The 16375-nt window shown below is 63.1% G+C and carries 11 protein-coding genes and 1 pseudogene; 4 read left to right on the forward strand and 8 right to left on the reverse strand.

The genetic code is table 11. The features are described from left to right. Positions 1-44 precede the first annotated feature (44 nt). The 5 genes and pseudogenes from G7076_RS01380 to G7076_RS01400 form a co-directional block, all read right to left on the reverse strand. Complete coding sequence (locus G7076_RS01380) at positions 45-1031, reverse strand: DUF2891 domain-containing protein (protein WP_166199762.1); 987 nt, start codon at positions 1029-1031, stop codon at positions 45-47. Further along, complete coding sequence (locus G7076_RS01385; protein ID WP_166199765.1) at positions 1028-1981, reverse strand: DUF979 domain-containing protein; 954 nt, start codon at positions 1979-1981, stop codon at positions 1028-1030. The genes G7076_RS01380 and G7076_RS01385 overlap by 4 nt, the downstream gene beginning before the upstream one ends. Continuing rightward, the gene (locus G7076_RS01390) at positions 1978-2658 is read right to left on the reverse strand and encodes a DUF969 domain-containing protein (RefSeq protein WP_166199767.1); all 681 of its coding nucleotides are present in this window, start codon (positions 2656-2658) and stop codon (positions 1978-1980) included. Before G7076_RS01390 ends, G7076_RS01385 begins: the two co-directional genes overlap by 4 nt. Next, positions 2655-6211 (reverse strand): annotated as a pseudogene (locus tag G7076_RS01395) (hydantoinase B/oxoprolinase family protein). Before G7076_RS01395 ends, G7076_RS01390 begins: the two are co-directional and overlap by 4 nt. A 46-nt stretch (positions 6212-6257) precedes the next feature. Beyond that, a complete protein-coding gene (locus tag G7076_RS01400; RefSeq protein WP_166199769.1) occupies positions 6258-6929 on the reverse strand; it encodes a DUF3313 family protein in 672 nt (223 codons plus the stop codon). A 148-nt stretch (positions 6930-7077) separates the two neighbouring features. Here G7076_RS01400 and G7076_RS01405 point away from each other — a divergent pair, with 148 nt between their 5' ends. From G7076_RS01405 to G7076_RS01415, 3 genes are all read left to right on the forward strand, one after another. Next, entirely contained in the window at positions 7078-7497 is a 420-nt protein-coding gene (locus tag G7076_RS01405; protein ID WP_166199771.1) for a hypothetical protein, read from the forward strand. Further along, entirely contained in the window at positions 7497-8786 is a 1290-nt protein-coding gene (locus G7076_RS01410) for a sorbosone dehydrogenase family protein (RefSeq protein ID WP_166199773.1), read from the forward strand. The genes G7076_RS01405 and G7076_RS01410 overlap by 1 nt, the downstream gene beginning before the upstream one ends. A gap of 125 nt (positions 8787-8911) precedes the next feature. After that, a complete protein-coding gene (locus tag G7076_RS01415; RefSeq protein WP_166199775.1) occupies positions 8912-9685 on the forward strand; it encodes a DUF2569 family protein in 774 nt (257 codons plus the stop codon). Positions 9686-9688: 3 nt separating this feature from the next. Here G7076_RS01415 and G7076_RS01420 read toward each other — a convergent pair whose 3' ends face one another. The 3 genes from G7076_RS01420 to G7076_RS01430 form a co-directional block, all read right to left on the reverse strand. After that, complete coding sequence (locus G7076_RS01420) at positions 9689-10729, reverse strand: PrsW family glutamic-type intramembrane protease (protein ID WP_166199777.1); 1041 nt, start codon at positions 10727-10729, stop codon at positions 9689-9691. Between the two features lie 8 nt (positions 10730-10737). Then, positions 10738-13782, reverse strand: coding sequence for a hypothetical protein (locus tag G7076_RS01425; RefSeq protein ID WP_166199779.1), 3045 nt, complete (start codon positions 13780-13782; stop codon positions 10738-10740). A gap of 78 nt (positions 13783-13860) precedes the next feature. Further along, the gene (locus G7076_RS01430) at positions 13861-15438 is read right to left on the reverse strand and encodes a hypothetical protein (RefSeq protein WP_166199781.1); all 1578 of its coding nucleotides are present in this window, start codon (positions 15436-15438) and stop codon (positions 13861-13863) included. Positions 15439-15543: 105 nt separating this feature from the next. Here G7076_RS01430 and G7076_RS01435 point away from each other — a divergent pair, with 105 nt between their 5' ends. After that, positions 15544-16368: an energy transducer TonB gene (locus tag G7076_RS01435; protein ID WP_166199783.1), complete on the forward strand. Its 825-nt coding sequence runs from the start codon at positions 15544-15546 to the stop codon at positions 16366-16368. Positions 16369-16375 lie beyond the last annotated feature (7 nt).

Genomic DNA, 16375 nt, shown 5'->3' on the forward strand with positions numbered 1-16375 from the left:
TGAACCGTTGGCGCAAGCTGTTGTGGCGACTTTCGCTCTCGGGCTCAGGCCATGAGCGCGAGCAGGGCGAAGCTCGCGAGCCAATGCTCGCCCATATAGTCGCCGCTGACATGGGGCAGAGCAGCGTCGAGATGGCGATCGGCCGCCTCACGCGCAACGGCCGCCTCGCCGCCGGAAAGCTTTGAGCCGAGGCTTCGCCAGGCCCACGCTCGGCTGAGGTTAAGGCCATCGAGATGGGCGATCTTGCCGTCGCTCCTGTCGCTGACGCTGGCTGGTACGAAAAGCGTCGCTGGTTCACGGTCGGCGATGCGCGGCAGGAAACCACGGAACCAGGTCGCGAACTCCTCGTCAGGAAGCACCCGGGACATGCACAGCGCCTCGGTCAGCGCCGTCGAGAGGAATTCGTCGCCGCCCGGTTCCCAAGCCTGGCAATCGCGGTCGCCGCAGAACTTCTCAATCGCCCACAAGCGAATGGCCCGCGCCAGCGATGGGTCGAACTTGTCCGCCCATTCCAGCGCCAGGATCAGCGCGAAGCTCGTATTGAAATGCGTCCCGACGCGGATCGGGTAGGTCAGCTTGGCGAGATAGCCATGCAGGCGCTCGGCTAACGCGCGCGCAAGCGGCTCGAGCTCCAATCCCCACATCCGGTCTTCGTGCCGAACCGCTTCGAGGTGGAGGTGGAGCAGCCAACCCCAGCCATAGGGCCGTTCGAAACCCGTCGATGAAGGCCGCTGAAGGTAGGCCAGCTCCGTCGCCACCTTGCCGGGCACGAACGTCTGGTCGGCTAGCTCGGCGATGGCCTTCGCCTCGAAGATGTGCGGGAACTGGCGCCTCAGGGTCAGCAGAGTCCACCAGCCGTGAACGCAGCTGTGCCAGTCGAAACTTCCGAAGAACATCGGGTGGAGTACGCGCGGCGGCAGCAGGTCCTCGTCGCCAGCAAGCACATGGTCCAGCTTGTGGGGATAATCCTTGGTGACATGCCCTAGCGCTATTCGTGCAAACTGCGAGGCAATGCGTTGGTCAAGCTTCATCGGAATGCCGCCCAGTAAATTATGAGGATGTTCACCGCGAGCAGGGGAAGCGCAGTGGGGATCTGCGCGCGGATGACGCCATATTGATCCTTGAGGTCGAGCAAAGCCGCCGGGACGATGTTGAAGTTGGCCGCCATCGGGGTCATCAGCGTCCCGCAAAATCCGGCCAGCATGCCGACTGCTCCGACTACCGCGGGGTCACCGCCATAACCTTGGATCAGCAACGGAACGCCGATCGCCGCCGTCATAACCGGGAAGGCCGCGAACGCATTGCCCATGATCATCGTGAACGCCGCCATGCCGACTGCAAAGAAAAGGACGGTAAGGAAGACGCTGCCCTCCGGGATGACCGCCTGAGTCATGTCGCCGATGATCGTGCCAACACCGGCGGCGGCAAACAGCACGCCGAGCGCTGCGAGCATCTGAGGCAAGACCGCCGCCCAGCCGATGGCGTCGATCAGTCGCCGACCTTCCTGAAGCGGCGCGATCGCCGGGGGACGAAGCCAGACGTAGAGCGTGGCGATGGCGAGCAGGACGCCGAGGCCGAGGAAGACGTAGGTTTCGCGCTTGTCCTCGATCCAGCCAAGGGCGCCAACCGGCGTGTAATTGTAGATGAGCGTTCCCAATAAGGCGGTCGCGGGGATGATTAGCGCAGGCAGGAACAAGCGGTTGCCGAGCCGGTCCGACCAGGCCTGGCGTTCCGCATCGCTCGTTGTTGGGGGGCTACTCCGACCGATGAATCCGAATCCCGCCAGTCCTGCAAGACCGAGTACGAGCAAGCCGTTGCCGAAATCGCCTATCAAATCACCGCCGAGCAGGCTCAAGGCCATCAGCCCCCAGAAGGCGGCGTTGCCCAGCCGCTTGGCGTTGGACTTGTCGCTCAGGCTGAGCAGCGCGAAGGCCGCGAACATCGCTCCCGCAAGCGCGTAGAGCCAGGTCAGCGTGATCATCGGCCCGCCTCCGGCAATCTTGCGAGTTTTCGATCGAGGCGCAGCAGTCGGAATCCGTGGATCAGGAAGGCACAGATCGCCGTCGGGATCGCCCAAACTGCGAGTTGGAGCGGTGCAAGATTGTAGCCGTATGTCGCCAGCACCTGCTGGATGAGAACGATCGAACCGATGGCGAAGAAGATGTCCTCGCCGAAGAACAGGCCGACATTGTCGGTCGCGGCTGAGTAGGCCTTCACCTTTTCAGCCGTTTCTTCTTCCAGTCGGCCATGCTGCTTTTCAGCCGCCGCAAGCGCCATCGGCGCGACCAGCGGACGAACCGTCTGCGGATGGCCGGCAGTGGAATGCAGCCCGATCGCAGCGGTGATCTGCCGGTAAATGAGATAGAGGATCAGCAGCCGCCCGGTCGTCGCGTTTTTGAAACTCCGGATCAGCGCGGCCGCCCGTTGCTGCAGCCCGTGCCGCTCGAGCAGGCCGATCACCGGCAGCACGATCCAGACGATGGCGATGATGCGGTTGTCGTTGAACGCTCTGCCGAAGGTCCTGATGACCTCGACAAAATCCATCCCTCCAAGCAGTCCGGTGACGATCGCCGAGGCCGTGACCACCAGCATCGGATTCATTCGCAAGGCAAAGCCGACGACGACCAGCAGGATTCCAAGCAGCGGCCAATAATTCATGCTTTCACTCCATAGCCGCCGCCACCCGGCGTCTCGATGACGAACAGGTCGCCAGGCTGCATCTCCACGGCGCCGGTCGCACCAAGCATCTCTTTGTTTCCGCCAACGCGCTCCACCCAGTTGCGGCCGGGCAGGGCGTCGCCGCCGCCTGCCAGCCCGGCCGGCGGAACCGCGCGGCGATTGGCAAGGATGTTTGCGCGCATCGGTTCCAGGAAGCGGATTTCGCGGACGACGCCGTCCCCGCCGCGATGGAAGCCGTCGCCGCCGGAGCCGCGGCGGATCGCGAACCGCTCCACCCGCACCGGTAACCGCGTTTCCAGCACTTCCGGATCGGTCAGCCGGCTGTTGGTCATGTGGGTCTGGACTGCGCTCGTCCCGTCATGGTCCGGCCCTGCTCCCGAACCGCCGGCGATGGTTTCGTAATATTGGTGCGAAGCGTTGCCGAACGTGAAGTTGTTCATTGTGCCCTGGCTCGGCGCAAGTCGGCCGGTCGCTGCGAACAGGGCGTCGGTCACTACCTGGCTAGTCTCGACATTTCCGGCAACGACTGCTGCTGGAAAGCGCGGCGAAAGCATGCTCGCTTCGGGCACTCGGATGGTCACCGGTTTGAGGCAGCCGTCGTTCATCGGGATGGGATCGTCGATCAAAGTCCGCAGCACGTACAGCGATGCCGCGCGGACGATTGAGAAAGGCGCATTGAAATTATCCGGCAGCTGGGCGCTGGTGCCGGTGAAATCGAAGGTCGCACTTCGGCTTGCGCGGTCAATGGTTATCGCCACGGACACGTGGGCGCCGTTGTCCATGCCGTAAGTGAATTGACCATCGTCGAGCCGGTCGAGAAGGCGCCGCACGGACTCCTCGGCATTCGCAATCACGTGCCCCATGTAGGCTGCGACGACGTCCGCGCCATACTCGCGCGCCGTCTCTGTCAGGACCTCGCGGCCACGGACGCAGGCTGCGAGCTGCGCCTTCAAGTCGGAGAGATTGCGGTCCGGGTTGCGGGCCGGCCAATCCCCGCTCGAAAGGAGGGTGCGCATTTCGCCTTCCAGGAACCGGCCTTCGTTGACCAGCAGTTCGTTGTCGATCAGCACCCCTTCCTCGGTGATCGTGCGGCTGTCTGGCGGCATCGACCCGGGGGCGATTCCGCCAATGTCGGCATGGTGCCCGCGCGCCGCGACGAACGCCGACGGCGCGTCGCCCTCTTCCGAATAGAAGATCGGGACGATCACCGTGATGTCGGGAAGATGCGTGCCGCCGCGATAGGGATCGTTGAGCACATAGGCATCGCCGCGGCGGATTCCGCGGCCGTCGCGGCCATCGCCACGGCTCTCGATGATCGTCCGGATACTCTCGCCCATCGAGCCCAGGTGGACGGGAATATGCGGGGCGTTGGCGATCAGCGCGCCATGCGAGTCGAAGATGGCGCAGGAGAAGTCGAGCCGCTCCTTGATGTTCACCGACGTGGCGGTCGACTGGAGCGTGACGCCCATTTCCTCGGCGATGGCCATGAACAGGTTATTGAAAATCTCCAGCGTGACTGGGTCGACCTCGGTACCGGCGGCGTGCATTCGCTTGATCGGGCTTGAACGGCTGAGCGCGATCGTGCCGTCAGCTGCCTGCTCGGCGCGCCAGCCCTGCTCTACGACGATCACCGACAGCGGATCGGCGATCAAAGCGGGACCATCGACCTGTTGGTCCGGGGCGATATCCAATCGGTCGTAAACCGGCCAATCCCCGACCTGCTGAGGCGTTGCGCCTTGTCCGGCAGGATTTTGAAAACGGATGTCCTTGCCGCCGCCCGCGATCGCTTCGACGATCAGAGCGTCGAGGACCGGTTCGTCATCGTCAGCATAGCCGAAGCGCTGCTTGTGAAGAGCGAAGAAGCGCGTTCGCATGTCGTCCGAATCGGAGATTTCGAGCTCGAGGCTGGTATCGCTTCCCGGCATCCTGAGGCGCGCCCGGCGAAGCAGCGTGATGCGTTCGGTGGGTATACCCTGTTCTTCCAGCGCTGCCGTGGCGGCGACTTCGAGTTCGCGCAAGGCTTCGCTGAATGGCGCCGACAGCGGCTTCAGCACGCCGGCCTCGCGGATCGCCTTCACGGGCGCCAGGCCAATGCCATAAGCGGAGAGCAGGCTGGCCAGCGGGTGGACGAGGATGTGACCGATGCCGAGAGCATCGGCGATCCGGCAGGCGTGCTGTCCGCCCGCGCCGCCGAAGCAGGCGAGCGTGTAGCGTGTCACATCATAGCCGCGTGCGACGGATATCTTGCGGATGGCGTTGGCCATCATGTCGTTGGCGATGACCAGGAAACCCTCGGCAATTTCGGACAGGCTCATGTCGCGTCCAAGCGCTTTCTGGACATCGCGCTGGACTTCTTCCAGGCGAGCGCGGGACACTTCCGGGTCCAGCGGCTGGTCGCCGCTTGGGCCGAACACCGCGGGAAAGCGTCCCGGCACGACCCGGCCAAGGAACAGGTTGCAGTCGGTGACGGTCAGAGGACCGCCGTTGCGGTAACAGGCCGGACCCGGATTGGCGCCGGCGGACTCGGGGCCCACGCGGAAGCGCATCCCGTCGAAGCGGCAGATCGAACCGCCTCCCGCGGCGACCGTGTGGATCTGCATCATCGGCGCGCGGATTCGAACGCCGGCGACGACGCTTTCGTCCGTAAGTTCAAGTTGCCCCGCGTAATGCGACACGTCGGTGGAGGTGCCCCCATGTCGAATCCGATCAGCCGGCCTTCGGACAGGCCTAAGGCGGATTGGACCATGCCGACCACGCCGCCAGCGGGGCCGGACAGGATGGCGTCCTTGCCGCGAAAGGCTTGTGCGTCGGCAAGGCCGCCGTTGGACTGCATGAATCGCAGGCTGGTTTTGCTTCCGATGCCGCCCGCGACCTTGTCGATGTAGCGACGAAGTATCGGCGACAAATAGGCATCGACCACCGTCGTGTCGCCGCGCCCAACGAGCTTGATCAAAGGCGCGACTTCATGGCTGACCGATATTTGCGGAAAGCCGATTTCCTTCGCGATAACCGCGACCCGGCGCTCATGGTCGGGAAATTTCCAGCCGTGCATCAAGACGATAGCCAGCGCCTCGAACCCGTCGTCGCGAAGCGTCTGAAGCGAATCCCGTACCGACTTTTCGTCAATCGGCGCCACGGTCTCGCCATTAGCGGCAATTCGCTCGTCGATCTCCGCCACCGCTTCGTAAGGTTGCTCGGGAAGGATGATATGCCGGGCAAATATGTGAGGGCGCGCCTGGTAGCCGATCCGCAGCGCGTCTCCGATGCCGCGGGTGATCGCGAGCGCCGTGCGAGCGCCCTTGCGTTCCAGCAGCGCATTCGTCGCCACCGTGGTGCCCATCCTGACGACGCCGAGCGCGGCGTCCGGATCTTCAGCCAGGATCCTGCGGACGGCTTCGATCGCGGCGTCGTCATATTGTCCGGGATTGTCTGAAAGCAGCTTCAGCGTTCGGAAATCGCCGCCATCGGTCCAGGCAATGACATCGGTGAACGTGCCGCCACGGTCGATCGCGAAGTTCCAGATTTTCTCCACCCGCCCATCAAGCAGCTTCTGGCGCAGCCGCCAAGCGGGAGACTTCTTACCGAAGGGGCCGGCCGTTCGTATCGATCGGGGAGTTTGCCTTCAGCCTGTCCAGTCCTGCTGCGATCCTTCGCGCCCAGTCATCGAACAGATATTCGAAATCCGCGCGAAGCGACGATTCGTTGCGGATAACCGGCATGCCGCCTCCGGCGACTTCGGTATCCAGAGCACGGCCAAGCAGCGAGCCGGCAACCGAATCCCGCACTTCCAGGACGAGCGTCGCTTCGCCCGCATCTTCGGAAATGGTGAACGAGCGGGCGGACTGCTGCGGAACAACGAATTGCAGGTTGGCGAGGCCAGGTCGCACAAGCAGGACGTCAGCACCCGGTTGGCCGACTACCTGATAGCCCGCCTTGGTATAGGCTTTCGCCAGGCTTTCGCTGAGCAGCTTGCTGGCGTTTTCGCGCACCTGCTGGACTTCCCTGTCGTTAAGACGATCAAGCCCACGCAAGTTGCGCTGCCAGTCCTTGGAGAAGGCGATCTCTGGCGGAGCAATCATGACTTTTGAATATCCGCGGAAGTCCGCGCCCGGCAGCAGAAAGACCAACGTGCGGCCTTTGGCCTGAACCTTGTGAAGTCCATCCCAGGTATCCGGCGGCTTGGCGGCCGACAGCGGTGCGGCCGAAACAAGCGCCAAGGCCCCAAGAGATGCGGAGATGAATCGGCGCATTGCGGTCTCCCTATATCTTCGCCCACTTACTGTGCCGGAATTGCGCGATCGATAATCGGGGAAACCCTGAGTCTCGGCGCCTCTCAGGGGCAACCGTTGACCGCCTGCGGCGTTCAACAACTATGGCCGACACAGAAGGGCAGCGTTCGTGACGGAACTTGATGAGTCGCCTCCCTCGGCGACTCTCAACCCGCTTTTTTCAATTCTCGTTGGTGGATTGTTTCCGCTTACCGCCGGCACAATGCTCGGCGACTGGGCCTATTCGACGACCTACCAGATTCAGTGGCTCAATTTTGCCGACTGGCTGATTGCGGGCTCGCTCGTGTTTGCCGTTCCGGCATTGCTGTGGGCGCTGCTGGGCCTGCTCTTGCGCCGCGGCCCTGGCAAATTGTTCGTCCTGCTGTTGGCGGCAACCGTCGTTGTGAACTTCCTCAACGCGCTTACCCATGCCCGGGATGCCTATGCGACCATGCCGGCGGGCCTGATCCTATCGGTCATCGGGTCCATCCTCGCACTGGCCAGCAGCTGGCTCGGCTTTTCCGGCCGACGCTCATGGGGGAGAGGCTGATGCGCCGTCTCGTAACCTTGATGCTGGCCTGTTGCGTGGCGGCATGCGGCGGCGATCCGGATCCCGCGCAATACGGCCCGAACCCGGACCTGCCAAAAATGCAGCGGGGACTTCTTCCGAACATGGAGATCACCAGGCCGACAGGCTGGGGTTCCGACAAACCCGCCGTCCCTCAAGGTTACCGGATCGAAGCCATAGCCACCGATCTCAAGGTGCCGAGACAGACGTTAGTCCTTCCCAACGGCGACATTCTAATCGCGGAGGGCAAGGCGAAGCCAGCGCCGATGCTACGCCCGAAGGACCTCATTGCCGGACTGATCAAGAAAAGGGGGGTGACGTCCGTCAAAGGCGGCGACCGGCTGACGATCCTCCGCGATGCCAACGGCGACGGCCGCTACGAAGCGCGCGGCATATTCGCGGACAAACTCAACGCGCCCTATGGCCTGGCGTATCTGGATGGCGCGATCTACGTCGCCAATCAGGACAGCATCGTCCGTTTCGATTATCGCAACGGCCAGACATCCGCGAGCGGCCCGCCGGTCAAGATTGCCGACCTCCCGTCCGCGGTCAATCACCACTGGACCAAGGCGATGACGGCAAGCCTCGACGGCCGTTACCTGTTCGTGGGAATCGGCTCGAACAGCAACATCACCGAACGGGGAATGGTCGCCGAGCAGGATCGCGCCGTAATCTGGCAGGTCGATCCCGTGACCGGAATGCACAAGACCTACGCGAGTGGGCTACGTAACCCCAGCGCTCTGGCAACACAGCCGTTCACGGGCACGATCTGGGCAGCGGTCAACGAGCGCGATGAGTTGGGCCCGAATCTCGTTCCGGATTATATCACGTCGGTCCAGCCCGGCGCATTTTACGGCTGGCCTTATGCGTACTGGGGACCGAATGCGGACCCCAGGGTGAGGCCGCAGGATCCGCAGAAGGTCGCGTCAGCAGTACGTCCGGATTACAGCATTGGCTCCCACCGGGCGCCCCTGGGCCTGTCATTTTCGGTTCCCGCAATGGGCGGCGCATTCGCTGACGGTGTATTCGTCGGCGAGCATGGAAGCTGGAACCGAAATGACGTGGTCGGCTACCAGGTCGTCTTTATCCCGTTTCGCGGCGGTCGCCCGGCCGGTCAGCCGGTTCCCTTCGTTGACGGCTTTCGCAAGGACGGCAAGGCGCGCGGGCGCCCAGTCGGGGTGACCGTCGACCCTCGCGGCGCACTGATCGTCGCTGACGATCTTTCGAATACAGTGTGGCGGATCACGCCTGTACGGCCCGCGAGTCCCTGAACCCGTGGCCAGGAAACGTCCCATTTCGGAACAAAATATGGTGTCGCGGCCTTTACCGGTTGGAAAGCGGCACTGGGGTAGGACGAGGTCAGCGAAGAACGCGCATTGAAGGCTGATCGACCCCGATGATCAAGACCATATCACTCAAGGCCCGTGGCAGGGCAATCGCATTGCGGCAGTCGATCGAGCAGAATCTCGATCGCATCGTGCAATCCTGGCTGGTGATTGCCGGTCTTGGCTCCGCGCTTCGGATTGCGACAAGCCCTTCTGCCCCCTCGGGCTCCGAGCTTGCGATCATCGCGCCCTATGCGCTCCTTATCTTCGCTCCGGCCTTTTCGTTCTGGCTTGCGCTTCGCTGGTTCGCGAACGGGCATGAAATGGCTCAGCCCGCGGTTCGCCTTGCCCGCGTCGGCCGCTGGCGGGACGTTAGCGCCGCCGAGGCCCAACGCCATCCGCTATTCGGCACCGATGGTTTTATGGTTTCGCTGTTGATCGGCATGCTCCTCAATATTCCGATCCGTGCGATGGAATATCTGGCCGCTACCCCGGCTATGGCCGGATCGGTTCCTGCATGGCTCACCATTCTTCGGACGATGATGACGCTCGACGTTGTGCTGATGACCAGCCTCTATTCTGTCGCGTTCGTCGCCGCCCTTCGCCGCGTTCCGTCGTTTCCCCGTCTGCTTGCAGGTATCTGGGTCCTGGATCTCGCTCTTCAGGGGCTTACGGCGCGGATGGTCGCTGCGGAGCCTGGATTGCCCGAGAAGGTCGCCCACGCCCTGCAGGGGCTGCTGACCGGCAACGTCTGGAAGGTGTTGATCAGCATCGCCATCTGGCTACCGTACCTGCTGCTTTCGAAGCGGGTGAACGTTACCTTCCGCCACCGCATCGCAGACTGAGATTTAGCGAGTCAGCCGCTCCTCGAGCTCTGACACTTCCCAATAATCGTTGCGGCTGAATGGAAGCAGCGGCCGAAGGGCGGCGAAAGTCGCCCGGCCCATCGCCTGTTTGGCGGCTTCGACTTTTCGGATGGTTTCACCGGCGTCGATCTCCACGCGCTCACCTTCATTCGCCTGCTTGTGAAGTGCGAGCTCCGCGGCAAGCACCAGCGCGGTCATGTTCTCGCAGTAATCGCGGATCATCTTTCCCGTCGCCGCATCGGACCGGGCGACGAGAGCAGCGATCCGCCGGCCACTGGCGTCGTCGGGATAGCCTCCGGATTGCCAAGCCTCGAGTGCCTGGCGGTGGATCGCACTCTCCTCCGTCAGCCAGTGCTGGGCCTCCTGAGCACCGAATTTGAACAGGGCCATCAGGACAAATGGCGCGGCGGCCAGGGTTCCGATCATCGCGTAAAGCGGCTCGTCGGGAAACTGGTTGAATGCCGTGTGCAGCACTACTGCGATGAGCAGGCCCGGCACATACCACAGGAGATTGAAGTCGAAGTCGGACGCGGCCTCGCGTGTTTCGCGTTCGGATAGTTCGTGGGCGATCGCTGCGACGATCGCGACCGTGGTTCCATGCATCACCGCGGTTCCCAGCCCGCGCACCATCCACGTCGACGGAGCGAGGTCGGGGAATCGGAAAAGATAAAGGATATTCTCGATCACCGAAAATCCAGCGCCGATCGCAAAGCCGGAGATGACGGCGTCGAGCTTGAAGCCGATGCGGTTCATCCGAAACAGCAGCACCAACGCCAGCGCCTTGATAGTCTCCTCGATCCACGGCGCGGCAAAACGACTGTAGTTCGAATAGCCGATCGGCAATTGGTCGATGAAGACGCCGCTGACCGGGTAGGCGAGGCCGGCCGTGATTCCACCAAGTACCAGCAGCCCCAGCATCTCCCACAGGGTCATGAGCTTGAAGACGTCAAGCCAGACGAACATCGCAAGCATCGCCAGCACGGGGACCAGGGCGAGCGACCAGTTTAGGAATTCGAGGGACATCGCGGCGCCTAGAGGATCTTGAGAGAGGTCAGGAATTCGGTCTTCTCATAGTCGCCGTTGGCAAAGCCCGCGGCAGCGCCGATCGAGAAGACCATCGGCAGTCTGAGCGCTACGGTGAAAGCCAGGTCGAGCTGGCCCCCGACATTGGCATAATGGTTGGTCTTCCCGTCCGCATCGGCGGCGACCATCGCACCGGCGAAGAATGCCGGGCGGACGTGGCTGACATAGATGGAAGGCGTTCCGACTTCTGCAAAGCGGATCGGCGGCAGGTTGATCTCGCCGGTCAGTTTGGCGAACTTGCGCGCCGAGATCTGGTCGATCTCGAAGCCGGGGAAGGCTTCCATCTCGCGATATCGTTTCTCGGGGCGGTTATCGACGTAGTTGTTTCGGAACGAGCCGAAGTAGAAGCTGCCAAGCGAGCTGTCCTTCGGGCCGCCGGCCAGACCGGCACTAACATAGGCCCATATCGAACTGTTCGACCATGGCAGCGGCAGGCCGTAATCCAGCCCGCCGTAAAGCTTGGGGAAAGTGTCGCCGAGCGCCATGTCGACGCTTCCGATCGTGCGCCAGGCAATGCCTTTTTCGTGGTCGACGCCGCCAAGCGATTTGCGCGTATTCTCATATTTTACGCCGCCTTCGAAGGAGACGATATTGCTCGGGCTGGCGATATTCTGCGCGCCAGGCAATTGCTCGAGGCCGAGATAGACTGCGCCGGTTCCGAAAACATTGAGCTGGCGCGGCGGGTCATAGATGAGGGTCTTGTTGTATCCGACGACGAAAGCGTCGCCGCGCCGGCTCCGCTCGATGGGTCCAAACAGGTCGTAGAAATCGGCACCGTTGTGCCAGTAGTTCACAGTCCAATCGAGCGACTTGTATTTCAGGTTGACGTGCAGCCGGTCCTTGTTCGGCAAGTCGCCCCACGGCGAGTAGCTGATCGTCGCGCTCAGCTGGCTGAACTGCATTGGATCTTCGAAAAGAACGAAATAGCCCGGCGAGATCTGACCCTGGTATCCTTCGACGATCGGATAGGATGCAGCCAGCTTCATCCGGTCGATGGCCTTGTACTTTCCCCGCTCAGTGACGAGTTCGTCGAGCGGAATCTTGGCTGGCGAGCCGACGCCCCAGCTTTTCAGCTCAGGATGGGCCTTGATGACTTTCGTTCCAAGGAACTGGACGGTCGCGAGGTCGTCGCGCTTTTGCGGCACGATCCGCGACGGGGTCAGGCCGTCGCCAGCGAACTCATAGACCAGCAAGCTTCCATCCGGCTGCTCGACCGGCCGGAAGAACCCCGTCTCCGCATTGGTTACGACTTCGTATTTCTGGGTCGCGATGTCGAAAACGAAGACGTTGGAAACGCCGGTATAATAGCTCGTCCCGACGAGCCTCTTGCCGTCGGGCGTGAAGACGAAGCTCTCAGGCGTAGAGGGTGGAAGGTTCAGCCGCGCGACTTCTTCGGGCGCGCCGGCCATCATGCTTTCGGTGGTCCACACGCGAACCGACTGGTTGCCGTCGATTTCACCGAAGCTCGCCGCGACCAGGCTTCCGTCCGGCGAGATGTCGAGGTCGAACGGGGTCTGGCCATATTCGAAGGTGAAGACCTGGTTGAAGCCGGCATAGGGCGTCGGGATTCGGCTGATGGTCGCAAAGCCGTTCTGGTGGCGTATGCCCCAGATCGACCGGTCGGCGGGATTGAGAACGAGGTCGCCGATCCGCGCGTCGCGAAGCAGAAGCTTCGACTTGCCCGTATCGACATCGATTTCGATCAGGTCGCGGAAAGCGTAATTGTCTTCGGTGTAATAGGCTTTGCGGTCCTGCTCGTCGAAGGCGAGACTGGTCACCTTATAGAGCATCATGCCCTTGATTTCACGAAGCTTTCTGAGCTCGCCCGTGGCAAGGTCCATCGTGCCGATGAACCCGATCTCGCCCGGATAGCGGAAAGCCGCGACCAGCCGGTTGGTCTTGGTATCGACGTAGCCGCGGCTGATGCTGCCAAGGCCACGCGGGCTCAAATGGGTCACTTCCGTCAGCGGATAGGTCTTCAGCTTCTCCAGGCTGGCGCGCTGGAATTCCTTTTCCCAGGCGATCCAGTCGTCCCAGGCCTCGTCCATCTTGCGCCCGAAGACGTGGCGGAACTGGGCAGCGTAGTAGCGCTTGCTATCCTCGCTCCGACTCAGCCACTGCACGACCTTGTCCGGGCCATAGGTCAACGCGAGCCAGGAGAAGAAGCGTGTGCCATAAAGGTAGTCGTTGACCCCGACCTGGAAGTCGACCTTGGTTCCTTCGGATTCCAGGCCCAGTGGCGAATAGAATTTGTCGTTGTCACGAACCTTGGCGCGGAAGACCATTTCGTCGAAGGCGCCCTGTCCGCGGCCAAGGCCACCGGCCATCCAGGTTTCGAAAAACACCGCGGACCCTTCGAGATACCAGCGCGGAACGGCGTTGCGCGGGGTCGAAAGGTAATTCCACAGGATCGATTCCGGATGCTCCTGAATGGGCATCGGCTTGCCCCTGAGGAACCGGCGCCAGAAGGCATCGCGCTTGTTCCAAACGTCCATCGTTGCGACGTGCGCAAGCTCATGGTTGGTCAGCGTGAAGAAGCGCTCGCCCGGAGTGAACGTCTCATAAGATTGCGACAGCGGGGCAACGTCGAACAGGACGGCATTGTTCGGCGACGAGCGGGCAGCGGCGTTGCCGTAGTCGCCGAAATCCTTGAGCAGGATGTTGGTCCGGTCCCACGGCTCCCAATCGAAGATTCGCTTGTGGAAGGAGAGGGCATTTTCGACCGAACGGCCAAGATAGGGCGTCAGGTACGTCTGGACGGGATCGAAATAGAGCAGTGAGAAATTCTTCGTCTCGAGCGTCGAGAGGTCGAGGCCGGAGGCCGATCCCTCCGCCGGGACATGCTCGATCTCTCTTGGTTTTTCGTCTTCCGGAGGGGACTCCGGCTCGGCGATCGGCTCTTCGACTTTGGTGGTGGCTTCCTGCGCCTCTTCCGGTTCCGGCGCCTGTTGCGCGAATGCGGTTGTGGCCGCGCTGATAAACAGCGCGGCCACGCACCCCCTGCTGAATAGACGGACAGGCCGTCCTATCCCGTTCATCGCCCCCCTTTGCCGGCCATCCGGCCGAACGACTTACTCAGCCCTCATCGCCTGGGCGAACCCGGGACTTTGCAGAGCGGCAGCGAAGCTTGCGTTCATCGCCAGCGCCTGGAAGTTCGGGTTCCGGCCAAGCGCCTGGAACGCCTCGGCATTGCGGGCAAATGTCGCCAGCGCCGCCGGGTTGCGGGCCAGTGCCTGGAACGCCTGCGGGTTCGCGGCCATTGCTGCAAAGGCCTGCGGATGCTGGGCCATCGCGGCCATCGCCTGAGCATCGAGGCGGCCCTGGGCTGCCATTTGCGCCGCGCCTGCCTGCGCATTGAACGCCTGCGCCGCACGGGCCGACGCCGCCAGGGCATTGGCATTGCGCGCCATCGCCTGGAACGCCTGAGCGTTACGCGCCATGGCGTTGAGCGCTTGCGCGTTCATTGCCGCCTGGAAGGCACTGGCGTCGGAGGCAAGGGCCTGAAAGGCATTGGCATTGCGCGCCATCGCCTGGAAGGCTTGCGCATCGCGTGCCAAGGCCTGCATCGCCTGCGCGTCCCGGGCCAATGCCTGGAAGGCGTTGGCGTCACGGGCCATTGCCGCGATCCCGGCGGGATTGCGTGCCGCAGCCGCGAAGGCATTGGCATCACGGGCGTAAGAGGCGAAAGCCTGCGGGTTGCGCGCCATTGCCGCGAAGGCCTGCGGATGACGGGCCATCGCCGCGAATGCCTGCGGATGCTGGGCCGCTGCGGCGAAAGCCTGCGGCTGGAGAGCAAGCGCGTTGAAGGCATTGGCATGCTGCGCCATTGCCGCCGCCGCCTGGGCATTGAACGCATCGGCGTTACGCGCCTGGGCGTTGAACGCTTGTGCGGACCTTGCCGCCGCGCTCAGCGCCTCGGCATTGCGCGCCAGCGCCTGGAAGGCGTCGGCATTGCGGGCCATGGCATCGAATGCCTGGGCGTCACGCGCCAACGCCTGCATCGCCTGCGCGTCCCGGGCCAACGCCTGGAACGCATTGGCGTCACGAGCCATCGCCGCGATCCCTGCCGGGTTGCGAGCCGCTGCGGCAAAAGCATTGGCGTCCTTCGCGTAAGCTGCGAATGCCTGCGGATCGCGCGCCATCGCCGCGAACGCCTGCGGGTGCTGGGCCAGTGCATTAAAAGCATTGGCGTGCTGCGCCATCGCCGCGAAAGCTTCGGCATTTCGTCCCTGGGCGGCGCGCGCAGCAGCCGACATGGCCTCCGCATTACGTGCCATCTGGGCGAAAGCCTGCGGATCCTTGGCTAGGGCCGCAAAAGCTTGCGGATTGGCAGCCATGGCGGCCATTGCCTGCGGATTGCGGGCCAGCGCCTGGAAGTTCGCGTCGCGGGCGAGGGCGCGGAAGTTCGCGTCCTTGACCATCACTTCGAACGCATCGGTCTGCATCAGCTGCGGGACCGACGTATCGCCGAGCGTGACGTCGCCGGCGCCGACTTGAGATTCGACATGCCGTTCGGCGGGCGCGATCGTTCCTTCGCTAGGACCGAGCGGCGGATAGATGCGGCCGATGCCGTACGCGGCTACTGCAACGGCGACCACAATGGCGCCGGTGGCAAGAAACTTGCGATTCTGGAGAGTTGCGGTGGTCATTGAGTTCCCCCTCTATGGACCGCCGACCATTGTTTAATGAAAGTTAACCAGAGTCAATGAATCGCATTTCTTTTCGGTGGATAAGCGGGCCAGTCCGCCTCCGGCGTGCGCCGAACGGAAGTCGCGATTTTCCCGACTTTCCGCGCAATGTTCGGCAACCACGGAGACCGCGCTTCGTTCGATACGCAAATGTATCGACCCTCGCTCAAGCCCCGGGACCGGATGGCCAGCCTCCTGCTGGTGGCGGTGATTCACGTCGGGCTGGTCTTCGCGATGCTGAATCTTTCGGGCGCAATCGACATCGTAAGCCGTGACGACCTCACTCAGCTGATCGACATCGCCAGCGAGCCGCCGCCGCCACCGATCGAGGAGCCGAAGGTCGAGCTTCAGGCAGCGCCGGAGGAAGAGGGCGAGGCGTCGCCACCTAATATTCAGAGCAAGGCGACCCCGATTCCCGAACCGCAGCCGCGCATCCAGCTTCCCGTGCCGCCGCCAATGCCGGTATCGCCGACCCCGAATACCGGGAGCGAACCAACCCAGGGCGCGGCGCCGGTGCCTGGGCCCGGCACAGGCGCAGGCGGGCAGGGGACCGGAACTGGTGCAGGCGGGTCCGGCAGCGGGCCCGGTGGCGGTGGCGACGGGCTCGCGACTGTTCGGACCCGCCTGGCGACTCGTCCGCTGTCCGGCCGCGATTTTCCGAATGAACTGCTGGATCGGTGGCCGCGCGGCCGCGGGGTCTTTATGCGCTTCCGGGTCGACTCTGAAGGCCGGATCATCCAGTGCATCGTCGATCAGGGAACGGGAGATCCGAACCTCGACGCCGCAGTCTGCGCCACTGCGCAGTCCCGGCTTCGTTATTTTCCCGGCGTCAATCGCAGCGGCCAGCGGGTTGCGGATTGGGCCGCCTATGGGCAAAGGCCGCCGCGGTAACAACGGA

The organism is Sphingomonas sp. HDW15A, assembly GCF_011301715.1.
Classification (GTDB): Bacteria; Pseudomonadota; Alphaproteobacteria; order Sphingomonadales; family Sphingomonadaceae; genus Sphingomicrobium.

What these genes read in the sequence shown, in the direction of transcription:
- G7076_RS01380 (WP_166199762.1), bottom strand. Translation starts at nt 1,031, where the DNA reads ATGAAGCTTGACCAACGCATTGCCTCGCAGTTTGCACGAATAGCGCTA.
- G7076_RS01385 (WP_166199765.1), bottom strand. Translation starts at nt 1,981, where the DNA reads ATGATCACGCTGACCTGGCTCTACGCGCTTGCGGGAGCGATGTTCGCG.
- G7076_RS01390 (WP_166199767.1), bottom strand. Translation starts at nt 2,658, where the DNA reads ATGAATTATTGGCCGCTGCTTGGAATCCTGCTGGTCGTCGTCGGCTTT.
- G7076_RS01400 (WP_166199769.1), bottom strand. Translation starts at nt 6,929, where the DNA reads ATGCGCCGATTCATCTCCGCATCTCTTGGGGCCTTGGCGCTTGTTTCG.
- G7076_RS01410 (WP_166199773.1), top strand. Translation starts at nt 7,497, where the DNA reads ATGCGCCGTCTCGTAACCTTGATGCTGGCCTGTTGCGTGGCGGCATGC.
- G7076_RS01415 (WP_166199775.1), top strand. Translation starts at nt 8,912, where the DNA reads ATGATCAAGACCATATCACTCAAGGCCCGTGGCAGGGCAATCGCATTG.
- G7076_RS01420 (WP_166199777.1), bottom strand. Translation starts at nt 10,729, where the DNA reads ATGTCCCTCGAATTCCTAAACTGGTCGCTCGCCCTGGTCCCCGTGCTG.
- G7076_RS01430 (WP_166199781.1), bottom strand. Translation starts at nt 15,438, where the DNA reads ATGACCACCGCAACTCTCCAGAATCGCAAGTTTCTTGCCACCGGCGCC.